The sequence below is a fragment of the Streptomyces sp. NBC_01341 genome, assembly GCF_035946055.1.
Lineage (GTDB): Bacteria > Actinomycetota > Actinomycetes > Streptomycetales > Streptomycetaceae > Streptomyces.
Genome location: NZ_CP108364.1, coordinates 4,477,938 through 4,501,419 on the forward strand (window position 1 = coordinate 4,477,938; position 23,482 = coordinate 4,501,419).

Sequence of the window (23,482 nt, forward strand, 5' to 3'; positions counted from 1 at the left end):
TGACGCTCAGTCCTGTCCGTAGCGCGGGTCCACCGACTCGGGTGACAGCCCGAGCAACTCCGCGACCTGCTCCACCACGACCTCGTGCACCAGCAGGGCCCGCTCGTCGCGGCTCTTGACGCGGATCTCCACGGGGCGCCGGTAGACGACGATCTGCGCGGGCCTGCCCTTGGACGCGGACAGCGCGCGGCCCAGCGGCACCGTGTCATCGAGGGAGCCCGGGACGTCGAGGACCAGGAAGTCGACGTCCGTCAGCTGCGGCCAGCGCCGCTCCAACCGTTCCACCGAGTCCTGGACGAGGTCGCGGAAGCTCTCGGCCCTGCTGAGCGACAGCGGGACCTGCGGCGGCGCGACCGGTCCGCGCATCCCGCGGCCATGACGGTCTCGACGGCGGGGCCGGGGCTCCTGTGGGTGGGGCGGTACGGAACTGTCCATCACCGACGCAGCGTAACCCTCCTCCGGCCGTGCTGATCACGGCTTCCGCGCAGGCAGACCGGATGTCCGCGGATGCGCGTTCCGGCCGCGGGCGGGTGCGATTTCGGTCCTTGCCTCGACCGGGGACCCTCCGCCGAATGACCGTTTATGTCCTGTCCGATGACCGAGAGCGTCGCGGAGCGCACCGCCTCCGGCAGGCTGCCGCGCAGGTCGGCACGGCTGTGCGGGCACGGTGCCACCCCCCGGCAGAGGGGCGACACGAGGGGTGAGCCGGGGGAGATTCGTCGCGGCCCGCTCAAGAGTGCGGTACCGTCCAACATCGTGAGCCCTGTACGTCGCTGTTCGCGAACCGCGTGCGGCCGTCCCGCCGTCGCGACACTGACGTACGTCTATGCCGACTCGACCGCGGTCCTCGGCCCGCTCGCCACCTATGCCGAGCCCCACTGCTACGACCTCTGTGCCGAGCACGGTGAGCGGCTCACCGCGCCACGGGGCTGGGAGGTCGTCCGGCTCTCCGACCCCTCGGTTCCCTCCCGCCCCAGCGGTGACGATCTCGAAGCGCTCGCCAACGCCGTGCGCGAGGCGGCGAGGCCCCAGGACCGGCAGCCGGGCGCCGGCCGTGGGCCGCGTGCGGCGGATCCGGTGGAGGTCGCCCGCCGAGGTCATCTGCGGGTGCTGCGGTCCCCGGATTCCTGACACTCCGTCAATTCTTCCGCTCCTCTGGCCACATGCCCGTTCGGGGAAGTTCTCCTGCGCGGAGCATTGACGTGGACTTGTCGCGGACACGACCATTCCCCCACCCGTGAATGATCGCTTCCGCATCACGGAATCCGGGGAGGTCTGTGTGTTTGTCCAGCAACTCGAACCCGTAGCCGATTCGCTCGCCCTGTCCGCACTCGTCGCCTCACTGCCCCTCGTCAGCGTGCTGGTCCTGCTGGGCGCCGTCCGGATGAAAGCCCACCTCGCCGGGCTCATCGGCCTCGCGGTCGCCGTACTCGTCGCCCGGCTCGCCTACGGCATGCCCCTCGGGCAGACGCTCTCCGCCGGGGCACAAGGTGTCCTCTTCGGCCTCTTCCCCATCATGTGGATCGTCGTCAACGCCCTCTGGGTGTACCGGATGACCGTCCGCACCCGGCACTTCGACGTCCTCCGCCGCTCCTTCGGCCGGGTCTCCGACGACCCCCGCATCCAGGCGCTGGTCATCGCCTTCTGCTTCGGCGCGCTCCTGGAGGCCCTGGCCGGCTTCGGCGCACCCGTCGCGATCTGCTCGGTCATGCTCGTCGCGCTCGGATTCGACCCGGTGAAGGCGGCCGTCGTCTCCCTGGTCGCCAACACCGCGCCCGTCGCCTTCGGGGCCATGGGCACACCGGTCGTGACACTGGCCCAGGTCACCGGCCTGCCCCTGGACGACGTCGCCTCGGTCGTCGGCCGCCAGACCCCGCTGCTCGCACTCGTCGTCCCGCTGATCCTGGTCTTCCTGGTGGACGGCAGGCGGGGGCTCCGGGAGACCTGGGTGCCCGCGCTCGTCTGCGGAGTGGCCTTCGCCGCAGCCCAGTTCGCCGCGTCCAACTACGTCTCCGCGCAACTCGCCGACATCGCGGCCGCACTCGTGGGCGCGGGCGCCCTGATCGCGCTGCCCGGCGCCCGCCGGCCGGCCGGCGAACCCGTACGCGCGACCGTGCTCACCGGTGCCCGCAGCGAAGACCTCGACCAGGAGGACCCGCGCCGCGAGGTGCTGCGCGCCTACGCCCCCTACGCACTGATCGTCGCGGTGTTCTCCCTCGCCCAGATCCCGCCGGTCAAGCGGCTGCTGGCCGAGGCCACCCGCGTCTTCGACTGGCCCTTCCTCGACGTCGCGGGGCCCGGCGGCCGGCCGGTGGGTGCCAACGTGTTCACCCTTCCGCTCCTCGGCACGGGCGGCACCCTCGTCCTGCTCGCCGGGCTGATCACCGCCGCCGTACTCGGCGTACGGGCCGGTGCCGCGGCGCGGGAGTGGGCGGCCACCGTGTGTGAACTGCGCCATGCCATCCTCACGGTGACGTCCGTACTCGCCCTCGCCTACGTCATGAACCTCTCCGGGCAGGCCGCCACCATCGGCCAGTCCGTCGCCGCGGCGGGCGCCGGGCTCGCCTTCCTCTCCCCGGTGCTCGGCTGGTTCGGCGTCGCGGTATCCGGCTCCGACACCTCGGCCAATGCCCTCTTCGGGGCCCTCCAGGTGTCCGCCGCGCACGAATCCGGCCTGTCGCCGGAACTGCTCGCCGCCGCGAACAGCTCCGGGGGAGTGCTCGGCAAGATGATCTCGCCGCAGAACCTGACGATCGCCTGCGCCGCCGTCGGCCTTGCCGGGCGGGAAGGGGACCTGCTGCGCAAGGTCCTGCCCTGGAGCCTCGGCCTGCTGCTGGTGATGTGCCTGGTGGTGACGGCGCAGAGCACGGTCCTGCTGGGCTGGATGCTCCCCTGACGGGCGGCCCGGGACCGCCCGGTAGTTTGGGCCGTCCGCACAGACCCCAGGAGGACCGGCCGTGGTAGCTGACCTGTCGCAGCTCGTGAAGGCGTACGACGTGCGCGGAGTCGTGCCCGACCAGTGGGACGAGCCGCTCGCCGAACTCTTCGGCGCTGCCTTCGTCCAGGTCACCGAAGCGGACGCGATCGTGATCGGCCACGACATGCGGCCCTCCTCACCCGGTCTGGCCGCCGCCTTCGCCCGCGGTGCCACGGGCCGCGGCGCCGACGTGACCCTCATCGGGCTCTGCTCGACGGACCAGCTGTACTACGCGTCCGGGGCCCTCGGCCTGCCCGGAGCGATGTTCACGGCCTCGCACAACCCGGCCCGGTACAACGGCATCAAGCTGTGCCGGGCCGGAGCCGCGCCCGTGGGCCAGGACACCGGCCTCACCGAGATCCGCACCCTGGTCGAGAAGTGGTCGGAGCACGGCCTCCCGGACCCGGCCGCCGAGGTCCCGGGCACGGTCACCGAGCGCGAGACCCTCGACGACTACGCCGCACACCTGCGGGGACTCGTCGACCTCTCCGGGATCCGTCCGCTCAAGGTCGTCGTGGACGCGGGCAACGGCATGGGCGGCCACACCGTCCCCACCGTTTTCGCGGGCCTCCCCCTCGACCTCGTACCCATGTACTTCGAGCTCGACGGCACCTTCCCGAACCACGAGGCCAACCCCCTCGACCCGAAGAACATCGTCGACCTGCGGGCCCGGGTCCTCGCCGAGGAAGCCGACCTCGGTCTCGCCTTCGACGGCGACGCGGACCGCTGCTTCGTCGTCGACGAGCACGGCGACGGCGTGTCCCCCTCTGCGATCACCTCCCTCGTCGCCGCCCGCGAGCTGGCCCGCAACGGCGGCAAGGGCACCGTCATCCACAACCTGATCACCTCCTGGTCCGTCCCCGAGGTCGTACGCGAGAACGGCGGAACCCCCGTCCGCACCCGCGTCGGCCACTCCTTCATCAAGGCCGAGATGGCCGCTCACGGGGCGATCTTCGGCGGCGAGCACTCCGCCCACTACTACTTCCGCGACTTCTGGAACGCCGACACCGGCATGCTCGCGGCCCTCCACGTCCTCGCCGCTCTCGGCGGACAGGACGGTCCGCTCTCGGGTCTCCTGGACCGGTACGACCGCTACACCGGGTCCGGTGAGATCAACTCCACCGTCGCCGACCAGGCGGAACGGCTCGACGCGATCAGAGCCGCCTACGGGGAGCGCGACGACGTCAGGTTCGACGAGCTCGACGGACTCACGGTCACGAGCGGTGACTGGTGGTTCAACCTCCGCGCCTCCAACACCGAACCGCTCCTGCGCCTCAACGTCGAGGCGCGCGACGGGAAGACCATGGAAGCGGTACGCGACGAGGTTCTCGCCCTCGTCCGCGCGTGACCCGCGGGCACCGGGGCACACGCAGCGTGGACACCCGGCGTCCCTGCCGCCACCGCCCGACGCATGCCCGGTCGGGCGGGTCCTGCCGGGCCGCGACCCCGTCGGCCCGGCGGTAGGCTGACCAAGCCCCGAGCTCCGCGGACCCGTACCGGGCCCGGACCGCACCGCACGCCCGAAGGGACCCGCCCATGCCGCTCGAAGCCGGCCTTCTGGAGATCCTCGCCTGCCCGGCCTGTCACGCCGCGCTAGACGACCGGTCCGCCGCCGAAAGCCCCGAGCTGGTCTGCACCGGCGCGGACTGCGGTCTCGCCTACCCGGTGCGCGACGACATCCCGGTCCTCCTTGTCGACGAGGCCCGGCGCCCCGCGTAACCGCACCTTGATCAGCACGGTGATCGGAGGCCCACCGCCATGCTCGACGAGTCGTTGCTCGACGCACCGGAAGCCCTGACCCGGGCAGACCGGCGCGGGCTGCTCCGCGGCGCAGCCGAAGCCGGGGCCCGCGTCCGTACCGCCGCCCGGCACGCCGCCGAGGCGGGCATCGGTGCGCTGGCGCCGGAAGGGCGGCCACGTGCCGTCCTCGTCGCGGGGCCCGGTACCGCGGCGTCCGGCGTCGCCGATCTGATCGGCGCCCTCGCCGGGGCCGCCGCGCCCGTGACCGCGATCCGTCCCACCGGGGTCGCGGCGGCCGCCGGCGCGCTGCGCTGGACCCTTCCGGGCTGGGCCGGATCCGTGGACCTGCTGCTGATCGCCACCGCCGACGGATCGGAACCCGGCCTCGCCCGCCTCGCCGAGCAGGCGTACCGCCGCGGTTGCACCGTCGTGGCCGTCGCCCCCGTCCGCTCCCCGCTGCGGGAAGCCGTCGACGGGATCCACGGACTCGTCGTCCCGATGGCGGCTGCCCCGCACGGCGAGTACGACGCCGAGACATCGGCCGCCGGCCCAGGCACCCTGTGGGCCCTGCTCACCCCGCTGCTGGCCCTGCTGGACCGGGTGGGCCTCGTCGACGCACCCGCCGACGTCCTGCAGAAGGTCGCCGACCGGCTCGACCGCACCGCCGAGCGCTGCGGGCCCGCCGTCGCCACGTACAGCAACCCGGCCAAGACCCTTGCCGCCGAGCTCGCCGACAGCCTGCCCCTCGTGTGGACGGAGGGTGACACCGCCGGCCCCGTCGGCCGCCGGTTCGCCGCGGTCCTGGCAGAGCTCGCCGGCCGCCCGGCCCTGGTGGCCGAACTGCCCGAGGCCCTGCCCTCGCACGGGGCGCTGCTGGCCGGAGCCTTCGCCGCGGGAGCCGACCCCGACGACTTCTTCCGGGACCGGGTCGACGAGCCCGAGGCCATGCGGGCCCGGGTCGTCCTGCTCCGTGACCGCCCGGCAGGCGGGCTGACCGCGGGACCGGCGGCCCGGGAGCTGGCCCTCGGCCACGAGACGGCCATCAGTGAACTCGAACCGGAGGAGGGCAGCGAACTCGAAGCCCTCGCCGAACTCCTCGCGGTCACCGACTTCGCCGCCGTCTACCTCTCCCTCGCCTCCGACAACAGGGTCTGACCGCCGGATCCCCGCACCGGGCACGAAAGCCCTTACCCACACGGCAGCCCTTACCCACACGGCGCGAAAGTCCGCCTTCCGCGCAGGGGCCGACCGCCCGCCAAGGACAACGGAGTCCGACGGCCCGCCTTCCCACGGGGCACCACAGCCCCCGCACAACCACGAGGACGAATCGCCATGGACCGCCTGTCCAACACCGTGCGCCCCTACGCCTGGGGGTCCACCACAGCCATTCCCGAACTGCTCGGCACAGCCCCGACCGGCGAACCCCAGGCGGAGATGTGGATGGGGGCCCACCCCGGAGCCCCCTCCAGGCTCAACCGCCCCACGGCCCCCGGGGAGCGGTCGCTCACCGACGTCATCGCGGCGGACCCCGAGCGCGAACTCGGCCCCGCCGCCGTCCGCGCCTTCGGCCCCCGCCTCCCCTTCCTGCTCAAGCTGCTGGCCGCCGGAGCGCCGCTCTCCCTCCAGGTCCACCCCGACCTCGCGCAGGCACAGCAGGGGTACGCGGACGAGGAGCGCCGGGGCGTCGCCATCGACGCGCCGCACCGCACCTACAAGGACGCCAACCACAAGCCCGAGCTGATCTGCGCGCTCACCCCGTTCGAGGGACTCTGCGGATTCCGCAGGCCCGCCGAAGCCGCGGACGCCATAGCCGCCCTCGGCGTCGACTCGCTCAAGCCCTACGTCGACCTGCTGCGTGCCCGCCCCGAGGACGCGGCGCTGCGCGAGGTCCTCACGGCGATCCTCACCGCGGACCCCGACGAGATGGCCGGCACGGTCGCCGAGGCGGCCGAGGCCGCGGAACGGCTCGGCGGCGCCCACGCCCCGTACGCCCAGATCGCCCACCACTACCCGGGCGACCCGGGTGTCATCGCGGCGATGCTGCTGAACCACGTCCAACTCCAGCCGGGCGAGGCCATGTTCCTCGGGGCGGGTGTGCCGCACGCCTACCTCGGTGGCCTCGGCGTCGAGATCATGGCCAACTCCGACAACGTGCTGCGCTGCGGACTGACCCCCAAGCACATCGACGTCCCCGAACTGCTGCGCATCGTCCGCTTCGAAGCGAGCGAGCCCGGCATCCTGCGGCCCGAGGCATCGGCCGCGGGTGAGGAGCTCTACGAGACGCCGGTCGACGAATTCCGGCTGTCGCGCTACGTCCTGTCCGCCGGCGGTGCCCCGGTCGAACTGGCCGCCGGCGCGCCGCAGATCCTGCTCTGCACCGAGGGATCCCCGCAGGCCGGGGAGACCACCCTCGCACCCGGAGAATCCGTGTTCGTCCCGGCGGACGAAACGGTCGAAGTGTCCGGTACCGGAACACTCTTCCGGGCGACCGTAGTCGTCTGACGTACCGTCCGCACCAGCGACTGCAACAATGTCCGGCCGTAACGCGGCGCCCGAGCCGCAGCACCGAGGAAGGGACACCAGGCACCCATGAGCGCGTCAGGCGGAACCAAGGCGATCGTGGCGGCACTCGCCGCCAACCTCGCGATCGCGGTGGCCAAATTCGTGGCGTTCCTCTTCAGTGGCTCGTCGTCGATGCTGGCCGAGAGCGTCCACTCACTCGCGGACTCGGGCAACCAGGGGCTCCTGCTGCTCGGCGGCAAGAAGGCCAAGCGGGAGGCGACACCCGAGCACCCCTTCGGTTACGGGCGCGAGCGCTACATCTACGCCTTCCTCGTGTCCATCGTTCTGTTCTCCGTCGGCGGCATGTTCGCGATCTACGAGGGCTACGAGAAGATCAAGCACCCGCACGCGATCGAAGCATGGTACTGGCCCGTCGGCGTGCTCGTCTTCGCGATCATCGCCGAGGGCTTCTCCTTCCGCACGGCGATCGCCGAGTCCAACCAGACCCGCGGCAAGCTCACCTGGACGCAGTTCGTCCGCCGGGCCAAGGCGCCCGAGCTCCCCGTCGTACTCCTCGAGGACTTCGGCGCACTGGTCGGCCTGGTCCTCGCCCTCGCCGGCGTCGGCCTGGCGCTCGGCACCGGCGACGGCGTGTGGGACGGCATCGGCACCCTGTGCATCGGTGTCCTGCTGATCGTCATCGCGATCGTCCTCGCGGCGGAGACGAAGTCGCTCCTGCTGGGCGAGTCGGCCGGTATCGAGGACGTCGAGAAGATCCGTGCGTCGGTCGTCGACGGCGACACCGTCACCCGCATCATCCACATGCGCACGCTCCACCTCGGCCCCGAGGAACTCCTGGTCGCCGCCAAGATCGCGGTACGCCACGACGAGACCGCCGCCGAGGTCGCTGCCGCGATCAACGCCGCCGAGACCCGGATCCGCGAGGCCGTGCCGATCGCCCGTGTCATCTACCTCGAACCGGACATCTACAACGAGGCCGCAGCCGAGGCCGGCGTCAATCCGGGCAAGGCGCCGGGCGGCCCGGCCGCTTCCGGCGAACCTGCCGGATCCGGCCACTGACCCCCTGAGGAACGGCCCCGAACGGCCCTGCGACCCACACCGATGCCCGGGCGGGCTGGGGCTCGCTGGGCCGTTCGGTGTAGATTCGGGGGAGTACCAGACGTCGCTGCTGATGGCGGTCGATCGGTCCGCTGGAGCGGGCCGGCCGAGGGAGAGAGGGCCTCCGACGGACTGCACTGCGGATTGCTCGGGCATTCGTGTGCCCGTGGCCGCCGCAGAGCCAGCCAGTCCACCCTCGACCCATCACGAGGAGCAGCCCGTTATGACGACGGCCGCCAATCGCCAGGACTTCAAGGTCGCCGACCTCTCCCTCGCCGCCTTCGGGCGCAAGGAGATCACCCTCGCCGAGCACGAGATGCCCGGCCTGATGTCGATCCGCAAGGAGTACGCCGCCACGCAGCCGCTGGCCGGCGCCAGGATCACCGGCTCCCTGCACATGACCGTGCAGACCGCGGTGCTCATCGAGACCCTCGTCGCGCTCGGCGCCGAGGTCCGCTGGGCCTCCTGCAACATCTTCTCCACCCAGGACCACGCGGCCGCCGCCATCGCGGTCGGTCCGAACGGCACCCCCGAGGCCCCTGCGGGCGTCCCGGTCTTCGCCTGGAAGGGCGAGACCCTGGAGGAGTACTGGTGGTGCACGGAGCAGGCGCTCACCTGGCCGAACACCTCCACCGGCGGCCCGAACATGATCCTCGACGACGGTGGCGACGCCACGCTCCTCGTCCACAAGGGCGTCGAGTTCGAGAAGGCCGGCTCGGCCCCGGACCCGTCGACCGCGGACAGCGAGGAGTTCGCCCACATCCTCACGCTGCTCAACCGCACCCTCGGTGAGTCCCCGCAGAAGTGGACGCAGCTGGCGTCCGAGATCCGCGGCGTGACCGAGGAGACCACGACCGGTGTGCACCGCCTGTACGAGATGCACCGCGACGGCACCCTCCTGTTCCCGGCGATCAACGTCAACGACGCGGTCACCAAGTCGAAGTTCGACAACAAGTACGGCTGCCGCCACTCGCTGATCGACGGCATCAACCGCGCCACCGACGTCCTGATCGGCGGCAAGACCGCCGTCGTCTGCGGCTACGGCGACGTTGGCAAGGGCTGCGCCGAGTCCCTGCGAGGACAGGGCGCCCGCGTGATCATCACGGAGATCGACCCGATCTGCGCCCTGCAGGCCGCGATGGACGGCTACCAGGTCGCGACGCTCGAGGACGTGGTGGAGACCGCGGACATCTTCATCACGACGACGGGCAACAAGGACATCATCATGGCCTCGGACATGGCCCGGATGAAGCACCAGGCCATCGTCGGGAACATCGGCCACTTCGACAACGAGATCGACATGGCCGGTCTCGCGAAGATCGACGGCATCGTCAAGGACGAGGTCAAGCCGCAGGTCCACACCTGGAAGTTCAAGGACGGCAAGGTCCTGATCGTGCTGTCCGAGGGCCGTCTGCTGAACCTCGGCAACGCCACGGGCCACCCGTCGTTCGTCATGTCCAACTCGTTCGCGGACCAGACACTGGCCCAGATCGAGCTGTTCACCAAGCCGGAGGCCTACCCGACCGACGTCTACGTGCTGCCGAAGCACCTGGACGAGAAGGTCGCCCGCCTGCACCTCGACGCACTGGGCGTGAAGCTCACGACACTGCGCCAGGAGCAGGCCGACTACATCGGCGTCCCGGTCGAGGGCCCGTACAAGTCCGACCTCTACCGCTACTAGGGTCTTTCGTTTGGATCAGGCTGGATCAGGGAGCGAGGTCTGGTGCCGTGCATCGCAAGGCGGAGGAGGGAGTCAACGCGGAGCGTTGCCGACTGACGACAACGCCGCGAGGTGCGGTGCCAGGGCACGCGAGCCCATCATGATCTAAAAGAGAGGCCCTAGGCCCCTCGCCGGCCCCCGGCCGGCGGAACCCTCAGCAGCAGGTCCGAACGCAGGCCCCCGCACCCCCGTGCCGGGGGCCTGCGCCGTACCGGGCCCGCACAGCCCGAGGAACCCGAAGGACCCCATGCCCCGCGGCCGTTATTCGCTCCACGATCTCCACGACCACGCCCCCCTCGGCGAAGAACACTTCCACTGCGCCCCCGGCCCGTCCGGCTGGCGCTACGTCTCGCAGACCACGGACCCCGCGGGCGCCCACCTGGGTTCCGTCGATCTGGCCCTGGACGAGCTCGGCCGCCCCATCCGCCTCGAACTGCACGCCGCGAGCTGGCAGATCCGCGGTGCCGCCATCGACGGCGTCACATGGGTGCGGACCGACCCCACCGGCACGCACGCCACCGAAGGGAACGTCCGCGCCCACGCCTTCTCCGGCGCCTCCCCCGCCTTCCTCGTCGCCACCGCCCGGATCCTGCGCCTCACCCCCACATCCCCCGCCACCCGCGTCCGTCTGGTCACCTTCACGGACCCGGTCCTCGCCCCCCGCACCGTCGACCAGGCCTGGTCCCTGCTGAACAGTGAAGCGCACGCCACTGACAACGGACCTCTGGTCGTGGACGAATACCAGGTCGACGCCCTGGACACCGGTGACAGGCACACCGTGCACATCGCGGGTGACGTGGTGCTGGCCGCACCGGGAATCGAGCTCGAACACCTCGAATCACCGCCCTCGGCGATGTCCCGCCCGGCGAGCGAGGCCTAGGCGTCGAGTCCGGCGGTCCGTCGAGGTGCCGGGTTCCGGGTTCCGGTCTGCGCGTGCCGAGTTCTGGTTTCAGGGCTTCGAGTTCAGGACTCAGGCCGGAGGGGCGAACCCGGTCGTCGGCCGCCCCTGAGCGCCGTCGAGGCGCGCCGTCGGCGTATCGCGCTCGTGGCGGGCTTGCGGCCGACCTGTATCCGGCAGGGGCCGGCGCACGCTCCCCGGTGCGTCGCCGGCCGCGTCCGGGAGGAGGTGTCCAGGCTGGTGCGCGGGTGTGAACAGGGGCGCCGCCGAAGGGGATACCTCCGCCTGCGTCCACGCGGCGCGGTTCGCGGCAGCAGCCACCCGACGGGCGTCACGCGTCTGCCGCTCGTGCACCACGGCCGCCAGATACGCCGCCGCGGGAACTCCCTGCGGCACCGGTGCCCCGGTCAGCGCCGCGAGGTCGGACGACAGCTGCTCCGCCATCGACCACCGCACGGCAGCGTCCAGTTGGCGCATCCGCGTGAGGTACTGCCGTATCGCGAGCCAGAGGCCGTCGGGGACGGTGGACAGGTCCGCCTGATGGAAGCGCCCCACCAGCCAGGGCGGTGGCGGGGGCACGGCGGGGGTCCGGGCCACGGACACCCGCTCACGTACGACGAGGGTCCCGCCGAACACGTCACCGAGCCGTCGGCCGCGGGCGGACACCAGCGACGAGACGCAGGCCACGACGCCGAACGTGCCCAGGATCTCGACCACGCCCATGGAGCCCCGCACCAGAGCGTGCCGGAAGCGGATCGGTCCACCGTCGTCCCGTACGACGCGAAGGCCGCAGGCGAGTTTCCCGAGTGAACGCCCCTGGCTGAGGGTCTCGACCGCGATGGGCCCGCCCACCAGCACGAGAAGAAATGCGGCGACGCCCACCGCGGCGGTCGCCGCCTCGTCGAGCGTCACGGTCGCCACGGCCAGGCCCACGGACAGCAGGACGAAAACGGTCAGAAGTACCGCGAGATCGATGGCGATCGCCAGCGCCCGGCTCGGAAGCCTCGCCGGCTGCAACCCCAGTACGACCGCGTCCCCGGTCACGAGCTCGTTCATCGCCACCCACCCCTCGCCGCCCTTCCCTGCCCCTCGGAGGCACAGTCTGCCAAGCTGACCCGCAACGCGCCGCAGTAGTTACGGACCCGTACGCACCCATGCATGGAGCAGAAGCCGACCATGGACCTCGACGTCTTCGTGACCTCCCACCGCACCGAGTGGGACCGGCTGGACCACCTTCTGCACCGGGGGCGCAGCCTGACCGGGGCGGAGGTCGACGAGCTCGTCCTGCTCTACCAGCGCACAGCGACCCATCTGTCCCTGATCCGATCGAGCGCGCCGGACCCGATGCTGACGGCGCGACTCACCCAGCTCGTGGCCCGCGCACGTTCCACTGTCACGGGGACGCGTCGGGCGTCGTGGCGTGATGCCGCCCGGTTCCTTTCGGCGGGCTTTCCTGCCGCCGTCTACCGCGCGCGGCACTGGTGGATCCCGACAGCCGTGCTCTCCACGCTGCTCGCAGCGGTCATCGGCTGGTGGATCGGCACCCACCCTGAGGTGCAGGCGGCGATTGCGGCCCCCGAGGACCTGCGGGCACTGACGCGCCCTGGCGGGGAGTACGAGACGTACTACACCAGCCACCCCGCGGCGTCGTTCGCCGCCCAGGTCTGGACGAACAACGCCCAGGCCGCGGCTATGTGCCTCGTACTGGGGGCCTTCCTCTGCATACCGGTCATCTGGATCCTCTTCGTCAATGTGCTGAACCTCGGCGTCGGTATCGGCCTGATGTCTTCCGCCGGCCGGCTGGACACCTTCCTCGGACTCGTCCTGCCGCACGGGCTGCTCGAACTCACCGCTGTGTTCGTGGCAGCCGGTACCGGACTCCGTCTTGGCTGGACCGTGATCGACCCGGGCCCCTTCACACGGCGCACGGCGCTGGCCCAGCAAGGCAGGGCCGCGCTCGGCATGGCCATAGGGCTGGCGCTGGTCCTGTTCGTCTCCGGTGTCATCGAAGGCTTCGTCACCCCGTCGGGCCTGCCGACCTGGGCGCGCATCGCCATCGGCGTCGTCGCCGAGGGAGCCTTCCTCGCCTATGTCTACGTGCTCGGTGGACGGGCGGCCCGGGCAGGTGACACCGGGGATCTCCAGGCCGGCGAGCGAAGCGCCGAACTCCCTTCGGCCGCCTGAAGGGCGATGTGCGTCAGAGGGCGTTGGCCTGCTAGTCTCCTCTTCGCCCACAAAAAACCGTTGACACGGTCGGCGTGGGGAGGTAGATTTGAACGGTTGCAAGGAGCTGGACAGGCTCGGTTGCGACGGCTAAAGTTCATCTCGCTCATGCAGGGGACGACATTCCCGCAGAGCCGATCGATTCTTCTCTCTCTGGCAAACACGCCGATTAGCTTCGGCCGAATTGCTTCTGATAAAGTCGAGTCAGCCGAAAGGCAAAGACCACTCCATAGGTCGCCGGAATCAAATTCGGACCGGAAACGGAACGAAAAAGAGTCTGGTAAAGTTGGAACCGCCGGAAAGGGAAACGCGAAAGCGAAGAACTGGAAAGCGAAACAAGCAGTAGCCCGCTTCGACCGGGAATCGGACACGAAAGAGTCTGATAGAGTCGGAAACGCAAGAACGAAGGGAAGCGCCCGGAGGGCCCCGGTGAAACGGGACCGAAGGAAGCGTCCGTTCCTTGAGAACTCAACAGCGTGCCAAAAGTCAACGCCAGATATGTTGATACCCCGGCCTGCTTCGGCAGGTTGGTGGTTCCTTTGAAAAGTCCTGCGGGATCTTCGGATCCGGTAGGCAACAACAGCGAGGACGCTGTGAACAACCGGTCATATTCCGACCTGGTTGTTCCGCTCTCGTGTTGTGATCCCGATTACGGGAAAACATTCACGGAGAGTTTGATCCTGGCTCAGGACGAACGCTGGCGGCGTGCTTAACACATGCAAGTCGAACGATGAAGCCTTTCGGGGTGGATTAGTGGCGAACGGGTGAGTAACACGTGGGCAATCTGCCCTTCACTCTGGGACAAGCCCTGGAAACGGGGTCTAATACCGGATAACACTCTGTCCCTCATGGGGCGGGGTTAAAAGCTCCGGCGGTGAAGGATGAGCCCGCGGCCTATCAGCTTGTTGGTGGGGTAATGGCCTACCAAGGCGACGACGGGTAGCCGGCCTGAGAGGGCGACCGGCCACACTGGGACTGAGACACGGCCCAGACTCCTACGGGAGGCAGCAGTGGGGAATATTGCACAATGGGCGAAAGCCTGATGCAGCGACGCCGCGTGAGGGATGACGGCCTTCGGGTTGTAAACCTCTTTCAGCAGGGAAGAAGCGAAAGTGACGGTACCTGCAGAAGAAGCGCCGGCTAACTACGTGCCAGCAGCCGCGGTAATACGTAGGGCGCAAGCGTTGTCCGGAATTATTGGGCGTAAAGAGCTCGTAGGCGGCTTGTCACGTCGGATGTGAAAGCTCGGGGCTTAACCCCGAGTCTGCATTCGATACGGGCTAGCTAGAGTGTGGTAGGGGAGATCGGAATTCCTGGTGTAGCGGTGAAATGCGCAGATATCAGGAGGAACACCGGTGGCGAAGGCGGATCTCTGGGCCATTACTGACGCTGAGGAGCGAAAGCGTGGGGAGCGAACAGGATTAGATACCCTGGTAGTCCACGCCGTAAACGTTGGGAACTAGGTGTTGGCGACATTCCACGTCGTCGGTGCCGCAGCTAACGCATTAAGTTCCCCGCCTGGGGAGTACGGCCGCAAGGCTAAAACTCAAAGGAATTGACGGGGGCCCGCACAAGCAGCGGAGCATGTGGCTTAATTCGACGCAACGCGAAGAACCTTACCAAGGCTTGACATATACCGGAAAGCATCAGAGATGGTGCCCCCCTTGTGGTCGGTATACAGGTGGTGCATGGCTGTCGTCAGCTCGTGTCGTGAGATGTTGGGTTAAGTCCCGCAACGAGCGCAACCCTTGTTCTGTGTTGCCAGCATGCCCTTCGGGGTGATGGGGACTCACAGGAGACTGCCGGGGTCAACTCGGAGGAAGGTGGGGACGACGTCAAGTCATCATGCCCCTTATGTCTTGGGCTGCACACGTGCTACAATGGCCGGTACAATGAGCTGCGATGCCGCGAGGCGGAGCGAATCTCAAAAAGCCGGTCTCAGTTCGGATTGGGGTCTGCAACTCGACCCCATGAAGTCGGAGTTGCTAGTAATCGCAGATCAGCATTGCTGCGGTGAATACGTTCCCGGGCCTTGTACACACCGCCCGTCACGTCACGAAAGTCGGTAACACCCGAAGCCGGTGGCCCAACCCCTTGTGGGAGGGAGCTGTCGAAGGTGGGACTGGCGATTGGGACGAAGTCGTAACAAGGTAGCCGTACCGGAAGGTGCGGCTGGATCACCTCCTTTCTAAGGAGCACTTCTTGTCAGCTTCGGCTGACCAGAGGCCAGTACACCGGCGAATGTTCGGTGCTGGTTGCTCATGGGTGGAACGTTGACTATTCGGCACGATCGGCAAGTTTTTGTGAGTACTGCTTCGGCGTGGAAAACGGGAACGGGTTGGTCGGGTCGGGCACGCTGTTGGGTATCTGAAGGTATGGCCGTGAGGCTGCCTTCGGTTGCCGGCCCCAGTGCACTCACCTGTAAGGGTGGGGTGATGGGTGGCTGGTCGTTGTTTGAGAACTGCACAGTGGACGCGAGCATCTGTGGCCAAGTTTTTAAGGGCGCACGGTGGATGCCTTGGCACCAGGAACCGATGAAGGACGTGGGAGGCCACGATAGTCCCCGGGGAGCTGTCAACCAAGCTTTGATCCGGGGGTTTCCGAATGGGGAAACCCGGCAGTCGTCATGGGCTGTCACCCGCTGCTGAACACATAGGCAGTGTGGAGGGAACGCGGGGAAGTGAAACATCTCAGTACCCGCAGGAAGAGAAAACAACCGTGATTCCGGGAGTAGTGGCGAGCGAAACTGGATGAGGCCAAACCGTATGCGTGTGATACCCGGCAGGGGTTGCGCATGCGGGGTTGTGGGATCTCTCTTTCATAGTCTGCCGACTGTGAGACGAGTCAGAAACCGTTGGTGTAGGCGAAGGACATGCGAAAGGTCCGGCGTAGAGGGTAAGACCCCCGTAGCTGAAACATCAACGGCTCGTTTGAGAGACACCCAAGTAGCACGGGGCCCGAGAAATCCCGTGTGAATCTGGCGGGACCACCCGCTAAGCCTAAATATTCCCTGGTGACCGATAGCGGATAGTACCGTGAGGGAATGGTGAAAAGTACCGCGGGAGCGGAGTGAAATAGTACCTGAAACCGTGTGCCTACAAGCCGTGGGAGCGTCGCGCATCGAGCTTGCTCGGTGCGTCGTGACTGCGTGCCTTTTGAAGAATGAGCCTGCGAGTTAGCGGTGTGTAGCGAGGTTAACCCGTGTGGGGAAGCCGTAGCGAAAGCGAGTCCGAATAGGGCGATTGAGTTGCACGCTCTAGACCCGAAGCGGAGTGATCTAGCCATGGGCAGGTTGAAGCGGAGGTAAGACTTCGTGGAGGACCGAACCCACCAGGGTTGAAAACCTGGGGGATGACCTGTGGTTAGGGGTGAAAGGCCAATCAAACTCCGTGATAGCTGGTTCTCCCCGAAATGCATTTAGGTGCAGCGTCGTGTGTTTCTTGCCGGAGGTAGAGCACTGGATAGGCGATGGGCCCTACCGGGTTACTGACCTTAGCCAAACTCCGAATGCCGGTAAGTGAGAGCACGGCAGTGAGACTGTGGGGGATAAGCTCCATGGTCGAGAGGGAAACAGCCCAGAGCATCGACTAAGGCCCCTAAGCGTACGCTAAGTGGGAAAGGATGTGGAGTCGCAGAGACAACCAGGAGGTTGGCTTAGAAGCAGCCACCCTTGAAAGAGTGCGTAATAGCTCACTGGTCAAGTGATTCCGCGCCGACAATGTAGCGGGGCTCAAGCGTACCGCCGAAGTCGTGTCATTCATACACATATCCCCAACGGGAGTATGGATGGGTAGGGGAGCGTCGTGTGCCGGGTGAAGCAGCCGCGGAAGCGAGTTGTGGACGGTTCACGAGTGAGAATGCAGGCATGAGTAGCGATACACACGTGAGAAACGTGTGCGCCGATTGACTAAGGGTTCCTGGGTCAAGCTGATCTGCCCAGGGTAAGTCGGGACCTAAGGCGAGGCCGACAGGCGTAGTCGATGGACAACCGGTTGATATTCCGGTACCCGCTTTGAAACGCCCAATACTGAATCAGGCGATGCTAAGTCCGTGAAGCCGGCCCGATCTCTTCGGAGTTGAGGGTAGTGGTGGAGCCGACGAACCAGACTTGTACTAGGTAAGCGATGGGGTGACGCAGGAAGGTAGTCCAACCCGGGCGATGGTTGTTCCCGGGGTAAGGGTGTAGGCCGTGTGGTAGGCAAATCCGTCACACATTAAGGCTGAGACCTGATGCCGAGCCGATTGTGGTGAAGTGGATGATCCTATGCTGTCGAGAAAAGCCTCTAGCGAGTTTCATGGCGGCCCGTACCCTAAACCGACTCAGGTAGTCAGGTAGAGAATACCGAGGCGTTCGGGTGAACTATGGTTAAGGAACTCGGCAAAATGCCCCCGTAACTTCGGGAGAAGGGGGCCATCACTGGTGATTGGATTTACTCCATGAGCTGGGGGTGGCCGCAGAGACCAGCGAGAAGCGACTGTTTACTAAAAACACAGGTCCGTGCGAAGCCGTAAGGCGATGTATACGGACTGACGCCTGCCCGGTGCTGGAACGTTAAGGGGACCGGTTAGTGCACTTTCGGGTGTGCGAAGCTGAGAACTTAAGCGCCAGTAAACGGCGGTGGTAACTATAACCATCCTAAGGTAGCGAAATTCCTTGTCGGGTAAGTTCCGACCTGCACGAATGGCGTAACGACTTCTCGACTGTCTCAACCATAGGCCCGGTGAAATTGCACTACGAGTAAAGATGCTCGTTTCGCGCAGCAGGACGGAAAGACCCCGGGACCTTTACTATAGTTTGATATTGGTGTTCGGTTCGGCTTGTGTAGGATAGGTGGGAGACTTTGAAGCAGCCACGCCAGTGGTTGTGGAGTCGCCGTTGAAATACCACTCTGGTCGTGCTGGATGTCTAACCTGGGTCCGTGATCCGGATCAGGGACAGTGTCTGATGGGTAGTTTAACTGGGGCGGTTGCCTCCTAAAGAGTAACGGAGGCGCCCAAAGGTTCCCTCAGCCTGGTTGGCAATCAGGTGTTGAGTGTAAGTGCACAAGGGAGCTTGACTGTGAGACCGACGGGTCGAGCAGGGACGAAAGTCGGGACTAGTGATCCGGCAGTGGCTTGTGGAAGCGCTGTCGCTCAACGGATAAAAGGTACCCCGGGGATAACAGGCTGATCTTCCCCAAGAGTCCATATCGACGGGATGGTTTGGCACCTCGATGTCGGCTCGTCGCATCCTGGGGCTGGAGTCGGTCCCAAGGGTTGGGCTGTTCGCCCATTAAAGCGGTACGCGAGCTGGGTTTAGAACGTCGTGAGACAGTTCGGTCCCTATCCGCTGTGCGCGTAGGAATATTGAGAAGGGCTGTCCCTAGTACGAGAGGACCGGGACGGACGAACCTCTGGTGTGCCAGTTGTCCTGCCAAGGGCATGGCTGGTTGGCTACGTTCGGAAAGGATAACCGCTGAAAGCATCTAAGCGGGAAGCCTGCTTCGAGATGAGTATTCCCACCACCTTGAGTGGTTAAGGCTCCCAGTAGACGACTGGGTTGATAGGCCAGATGTGGAAGCCCGGTAACGGGTGGAGCTGACTGGTACTAATAGGCCGAGGGCTTGTCCTCAGTTGCTCGCGTCCACTGTGTTAGTTCTGAAATAACGAACGGCCGTGTTTTCATCCGGTGTTGGTTAATTTCATAGTGTTTCGGTGGTCATTGCGTTAGGGAAACGCCCGGTTACATTCCGAACCCGGAAGCTAAGCCTTTCAGCGCCGATGGTACTGCAGGGGGGACCCTGTGGGAGAGTAGGACGCCGCCGAACAATTATTCCGGGAAAGCCCCGTGCCCTTGTGGCACGGGGCTTTTCTGCGTTCCCGGCCCATGGGACGGCGAAGACGGCACTGGCGTAGCCGCGAGGGTGATTCGTGCCCGACGTGATGGCGGCCGGCTCCGGTCGTGCCTGGCGCCGCTCATCCCGCACCCAGTGGCCGATGTGCGGGGTTCTTGGCAGACGCCTCGCAACGGTGCAGCGCCGTACCCCTTGCCGAAACTCTGCTTGTACTACAGCCGGCCGGCTGCTTTGAGCGTGAGGTAGGCGTCGGCCAGAGCCGGGGCGAGGTCATCCGGAGGGGCGTCGACGACCGTGACGCCGTGCCGACGAAGCTGGTCCGCGGTGCGGCGGCGCTGTGCCTGGGTCTGTGTGCCGGCTGCCGCTTCGTAGGCCGCGTCCACCGTGCCCCGTGCCCGCGCCATCGCCTCGACCTGGGGGTCCGCGACTGCGGCGACCAGAACCGTGTGGCGCCGGGTGAGCTGAGGGAGAACAGGAAGCAGGCCCTCTTCGATCGGTGCCGCGTCCAGGCTCGTCAGCAGGACCATCAAGGAGCGTCGAGGCGCGCTCGCCAGCGCGGCCGCACTGAGGCCGCGGGCATCGGTCTCCACCAGTTCGGGCTCCAGCGGTGCCAGCGCGCCGACGAAGGCCGACAGAATGTCTCCGCCGGCTGCCCTGCCCTGTACCCGGGCTCGGATGCGCCGGTCGTAGGCGAGAAGGTTGACGCGGTCGCCTGCGCGGGTGGCGAGGGCTGCGAGGAGCAGGGCCGCGTCCATGGCGGCGTCGAGACGGGGAACATCGCCGACCCGGCCCGCTGAGGTACGGCCCGTGTCCAGAACGACCAGGATGTGCCGGTCCCGCTCCGGGCGCCACGTGCGGACCGCGACGCCGGTCTGGCGTGCCGTGGCCCGCCAGTCGATGGAGCGGGTGTCGTCTCCCGGGACGTAGGCCCGCAGGCTGTCGAACTCCGTCCCCTCCCCGCGGGTGAGCACGCTGGTCCGACCGTCGAGCTCGCGGAGCCTGGCCAGCCGCGACGGCAGGTGCTTCCTGCTGGTGAAGGGGGGCAGTACCCGGACCGTCCAGGGCACGCGGTGATATCCCTGACGGGCGGCGAGCCCCAGGGGCCCGAACGAGCGGATCGTCACGCGCTCCGCCCGGCGGTCCCCCCTCCGGGACGGACGGAGCACAGTGGTGAGGCGCCGCCGTTCACCGGCGGCTACGACGAACTCGTGCCGCGACGAGCGCTGTTCGGGCTCCGAGCTCCAACTGCTCGGGGGCCAGGCGTCGCGCAGGTGGGCGCGCAGCGGACGCCGCGATGGATTGGTCACGGTGAGTTGCACGGTGGCGGTCTCACCGAGTCGAACGGATGTATCACCGGATCGAGTGAACTGGAGCGTACGTACTGGCGCGGCCAGGGCGTAGTCGCACAGAATTGCCAATGAGAGCGGGACATCGACCGCGAGCATGCCGGTCCAGCTCGGGGCCACGATGGCTACGGGGAGTGATCCCAGTGCCGCCACCAGGGCGGCCCGACCGGTGAGTGCCATGGTGATCGCCTTACCGGGGGACGGGGACGTGGGCAAGGACGGCTGTGATGACGGAGTCGGGGGTGACTCCTTCCATCTCGGCCTCCGGGCGCAGTTGGATGCGGTGGCGAAGCGTGGGCAGGGCGAGGGCTTTCACGTCGTCCGGGGTGACGTAGTCCCGGCCGGTGAGCCAGGCCCAGGCCCGTGCGGTGGAGAGCAGTGCGGTGGCTCCCCGCGGGGAGGCGCCGAGGTTGACCGAGGGGGATTCACGCGTGGCACGGCAGATATCGACGACGTAGGCGGCAATCTCGGGAGAGACGGAGGTCTTGGCGACGGCGGCGCGTGCGGCCTCCAGGTCGGCGGGCCCGGCGACGGGCCGTATGCCGGCCGCTTCGAGGTCGCGAGGGTTGAACCCGTCCGCGTGCCGGGTGAGGACGTTGATCTCGTCCTCCCGTGAGGGCAGGGGCACGGTGAGCTTGAGGAGGAATCGGTCCAACTGTGCCTCGGGAAGCGGGTACGTACCCTCGTACTCGACGGGGTTCTGGGTGGCGGCTACCAGGAAGGGATCGGGCAGCGGCCTGGGTGAACCGTCGATGGTGACTTGGCGTTCCTCCATGGCCTCCAGCAGCGAGGACTGTGTCTTCGGAGGGGTGCGGTTGATCTCGTCGGCGAGCAGCAGATTGGTGAACACGGGCCCGGGCTGGAACGAGAACTCGGCGGTGCGGGCGTCGTAGACCAGCGAGCCCGTCACGTCGCTCGGCATGAGATCGGGCGTGAACTGGACGCGTTTGGTGTCCAGTTCCAGGGACGCTGCGAGGGCCCGGACCAGGAGGGTCTTCGCTACGCCCGGGACGCCTTCGAGAAGGACGTGTCCTCGGCAGAGAAGAGCGACGACCAGACCGGTGACGGCGGGGTCCTGGCCGACGACGGCTTTGGAGATCTCTGAACGCAGAGCTTCCAGGGATGCCCGGGCACTGTCGGAGTTCACGGGGAGCGCAGGGGTTCCTGTGGGTGCCGCTGGCTCGGCGGTCTCCGGGGTCGTGGCACTCATGAAGTGCGTACCTCTCTTTCGAGGGCGTCGAGTTGGTCGGTCAGCAGGACAAGTGCGGCGTCGTCGGCGGGTGGAGGGCCGAAGAGGAGGGTGCCGAGGTCTCCGCCCGGGATGCTGAGGCGCGCGGCTACGGCGGGCAGGAGGATTTCGGGCGACTCGGTGTCGCGGGGGGACACCCCGAGGAGGGGAGAGATGCGGGTGCGGGTGGCCGCGCGCAAGGTGGCGGCGGCGCGGTCGCGGGCGTTGGCCTTGCGGTAGAGGCGGGCCCGTCCTTCGGTGGATTCGGAGGCGCGCACGGCGACCGGTAGCCGTTCGGTGACGAGGGGGCCGAGACGCCGGGCTCGCCAGACGGCGGCGAGGGCGGCGGCCACGGTGAGCTGGAGCGCGCCCCACAGCCAGCCGGAGGGGATCAGGCTGATGAAGCTGGTCTCTCCGCCGCCTTCGTTGTCGCTGTCATCGGGGTTTCCGCTGCCGGGCTCGGCAGCGGAGGGGTCGTCGAGCGAGGGGAGGTACCAGACGAGATGTGGTCGCGAGCCGAGGAGTTGCAGGGCCAGCGAGGCGTTGCCCTGTTTGTCGAGACGGTCGTTCCGGAAGATGTCGGGGGAGCCGAGGAGCACGGTGTCGCCGGTTCGCCGTTCGGGCAGGACGAGGAGGGTGGCGTGGCGGGCGTCCGGGTAGCAGGCGGTGGCCCCGTCTGCGTCGGTGGAGTAGTGCACGCCGCCCATGTCGGCGGTTCCGGCGGAGCGTGCGGCGGGGAGGGCGCAGCTCGGAGAGCGTTCGGCCACGGGGCCGGAGGATTCCGCACGGACGGACGGTGCGAGCCGGGTCACCGAGTCCCGGCCGGGGGCGACGAGCACGGTGCGCCCCCCGGACTCGGTGGTTGCCGCGCTGAGGCGCCTCTGCTGGTGGGCGGTGAGTACGTTGGGGCCGGCCACCATGAGCGTGGTGTCGGGCCCCGCCGCAGCAGTTGTCTCGGCGAGCGTGGTGGCGACGTCGACGGATATGTCGTGGTCTTGGAGGAGTTCGGCGACGGCCCGGCTGCCCTGGGGGTCGGGGGAGCGGGGGTCGAGGCGGCCGTGCCGCCCGCCGGACTGGAAGGCGGCGAAGGCCACCCCGCCGACGACGAGGACGAGGACGGCCAGCAGGACACCTCGCGTGCGCTGCCATATCTGTCCGGGGGTGCGGGACGCGGAGGTGGTGGGGACGGCTGTCGTGCCGGTCACAGGGCGGCTCCTCCGGCTGTCGCGGCCGTCAGCAGGGGCTTCGCTGCCTCGATGTCCCGGTCGAGTGTGCACAGGCTCAGGTATGCGGCCTCGTCGGCCGTGCGGCCGCCGTACGTGACGTCGTCGAAGACCCGGGCGGCGGTTCGGAGACGGGCCGCGTGGGCGGGCAGCAGCCGGCCCGCATCGACCGCCGCCTCGTCGGCGGTGCGGCCGGGGCGTGTGTCGAGTACGGCGCGGTCCTCGAGGGAGCGTACGAGGGCGCGCATGCGTTCCTGGACGGCTTCGGTCCACCGTCCGGCGTCGGCGTGTGCGGCTGCCGCCCTCCTGTGGCCGGCCGCGCTGCGCATGGTGGCGTCGAACAGGGCATCGGGTGTGCGGACGGTGCGCTGCGGTGTTCCGAGCCGCCACCACAGGGCGGCGCCCAGAGCGACGACGGCCAGAACGATCACGACGAGCCCGACCGGGCCGCCGGGGGCGGCCCCGGCGGCACCGTCGAAAAGGCCGCTGATCCAGTCCCAGAAGCGGTCGATTCCGCGCTCGAGGAGGTTCGGATCGTGTTCGTGGTACATCGGGTCGGACAGTTCGTCCCGGGCCGCTTCGCGGGCGGGGACGCGCGATGTGTCCACGGGTATGTCCCCTCCCGTCCCGGTGAAGCGTCCTGCTGCGATGGTGCCCCCCGGCCCGTTCACC

Annotated in this window: 16 protein-coding genes and 3 rRNA genes; 13 read left to right on the plus strand and 6 right to left on the minus strand. The window is 67.8% G+C overall.

The window, feature by feature from the left end; translation table 11 throughout:
* Nucleotides 1-6 precede the first annotated feature (6 nt).
* Nucleotides 7-435, minus strand: coding sequence for a metallopeptidase family protein (locus tag OG206_RS19845; RefSeq protein ID WP_327117918.1), 429 nt, complete (start codon nt 433-435; stop codon nt 7-9).
* 321 nt (nt 436-756) lie between these two features.
* Here OG206_RS19845 and OG206_RS19850 point away from each other — a divergent pair, with 321 nt between their 5' ends.
* The 9 genes from OG206_RS19850 to OG206_RS19890 all read left to right on the plus strand — a co-directional run bounded on the left by OG206_RS19850 (nt 757) and on the right by OG206_RS19890 (nt 10,938).
* Nucleotides 757-1,131, plus strand: a complete 375-nt coding sequence (locus tag OG206_RS19850) for a DUF3499 domain-containing protein (protein ID WP_327117920.1) — start codon at nt 757-759, stop codon at nt 1,129-1,131.
* A 148-nt stretch (nt 1,132-1,279) separates the two neighbouring features.
* Nucleotides 1,280-2,896 (plus strand): L-lactate permease, encoded by a 1,617-nt coding sequence (locus tag OG206_RS19855; protein WP_327122338.1) that lies wholly within the window; start codon nt 1,280-1,282, stop codon nt 2,894-2,896.
* Between the two features lie 61 nt (nt 2,897-2,957).
* Complete coding sequence (locus OG206_RS19860; protein ID WP_327117922.1) at nt 2,958-4,325, plus strand: phosphomannomutase/phosphoglucomutase; 1,368 nt, start codon at nt 2,958-2,960, stop codon at nt 4,323-4,325.
* 188 nt (nt 4,326-4,513) lie between these two features.
* The gene (locus OG206_RS19865) at nt 4,514-4,696 is read left to right on the plus strand and encodes a Trm112 family protein (protein ID WP_327117924.1); all 183 of its coding nucleotides are present in this window, start codon (nt 4,514-4,516) and stop codon (nt 4,694-4,696) included.
* Between the two features lie 39 nt (nt 4,697-4,735).
* Nucleotides 4,736-5,872, plus strand: a complete 1,137-nt coding sequence (locus OG206_RS19870) for an SIS domain-containing protein (protein WP_327117926.1) — start codon at nt 4,736-4,738, stop codon at nt 5,870-5,872.
* 177 nt (nt 5,873-6,049) lie between these two features.
* Entirely contained in the window at nt 6,050-7,219 is a 1,170-nt protein-coding gene (gene manA / locus OG206_RS19875; protein ID WP_327117928.1) for a mannose-6-phosphate isomerase, class I, read from the plus strand.
* An 87-nt stretch (nt 7,220-7,306) separates the two neighbouring features.
* Entirely contained in the window at nt 7,307-8,299 is a 993-nt protein-coding gene (locus OG206_RS19880) for a cation diffusion facilitator family transporter (RefSeq protein WP_327117930.1), read from the plus strand.
* A 262-nt stretch (nt 8,300-8,561) separates the two neighbouring features.
* Entirely contained in the window at nt 8,562-10,019 is a 1,458-nt protein-coding gene (gene ahcY, locus OG206_RS19885; RefSeq protein ID WP_327117932.1) for an adenosylhomocysteinase, read from the plus strand.
* A 286-nt stretch (nt 10,020-10,305) separates the two neighbouring features.
* Nucleotides 10,306-10,938 (plus strand): hypothetical protein, encoded by a 633-nt coding sequence (locus OG206_RS19890; protein ID WP_327117934.1) that lies wholly within the window; start codon nt 10,306-10,308, stop codon nt 10,936-10,938.
* A gap of 90 nt (nt 10,939-11,028) precedes the next feature.
* Here OG206_RS19890 and OG206_RS19895 read toward each other — a convergent pair whose 3' ends face one another.
* Nucleotides 11,029-12,012: an RDD family protein gene (locus tag OG206_RS19895; protein ID WP_327117936.1), complete on the minus strand. Its 984-nt coding sequence runs from the start codon at nt 12,010-12,012 to the stop codon at nt 11,029-11,031.
* 120 nt (nt 12,013-12,132) lie between these two features.
* On the opposite strand from OG206_RS19895, the gene OG206_RS19900 reads away from it, so the two are divergent.
* The 4 genes from OG206_RS19900 (at nt 12,133) to rrf (ending at nt 18,986) form a co-directional block, all read left to right on the plus strand.
* Entirely contained in the window at nt 12,133-13,140 is a 1,008-nt protein-coding gene (locus OG206_RS19900; protein WP_327122339.1) for a stage II sporulation protein M, read from the plus strand.
* Between the two features lie 701 nt (nt 13,141-13,841).
* Nucleotides 13,842-15,367 (plus strand): 16S ribosomal RNA (locus OG206_RS19905).
* Between the two features lie 298 nt (nt 15,368-15,665).
* Nucleotides 15,666-18,790 (plus strand): 23S ribosomal RNA (locus tag OG206_RS19910).
* 79 nt (nt 18,791-18,869) lie between these two features.
* A 5S ribosomal RNA gene (gene rrf / locus OG206_RS19915) occupies nt 18,870-18,986 on the plus strand.
* The 16S, 23S and 5S rRNA genes sit together here, the layout of an rRNA operon.
* A gap of 239 nt (nt 18,987-19,225) precedes the next feature.
* Here rrf and OG206_RS19920 read toward each other — a convergent pair.
* Genes OG206_RS19920 through OG206_RS19935 form a run of 4 tightly spaced genes read right to left on the minus strand, consistent with a single transcriptional unit; the run spans nt 19,226 to nt 23,481 of the window.
* Complete coding sequence (locus OG206_RS19920) at nt 19,226-20,539, minus strand: DUF58 domain-containing protein (protein WP_327117938.1); 1,314 nt, start codon at nt 20,537-20,539, stop codon at nt 19,226-19,228.
* A 10-nt stretch (nt 20,540-20,549) separates the two neighbouring features.
* On the minus strand, nt 20,550-21,569 hold the full coding sequence (locus OG206_RS19925) for an AAA family ATPase (RefSeq protein WP_327117940.1): 1,020 nt from the start codon (nt 21,567-21,569) through the stop codon (nt 20,550-20,552).
* Nucleotides 21,566-22,792, minus strand: a complete 1,227-nt coding sequence (locus tag OG206_RS19930; protein WP_327117942.1) for a DUF4350 domain-containing protein — start codon at nt 22,790-22,792, stop codon at nt 21,566-21,568. The genes OG206_RS19925 and OG206_RS19930 overlap by 4 nt, the downstream gene beginning before the upstream one ends.
* The gene (locus OG206_RS19935; protein ID WP_442805872.1) at nt 22,789-23,481 is read right to left on the minus strand and encodes a DUF4129 domain-containing protein; all 693 of its coding nucleotides are present in this window, start codon (nt 23,479-23,481) and stop codon (nt 22,789-22,791) included. Before OG206_RS19935 ends, OG206_RS19930 begins: the two co-directional genes overlap by 4 nt.
* Nucleotide 23,482: the final 1 nt, after the last annotated feature.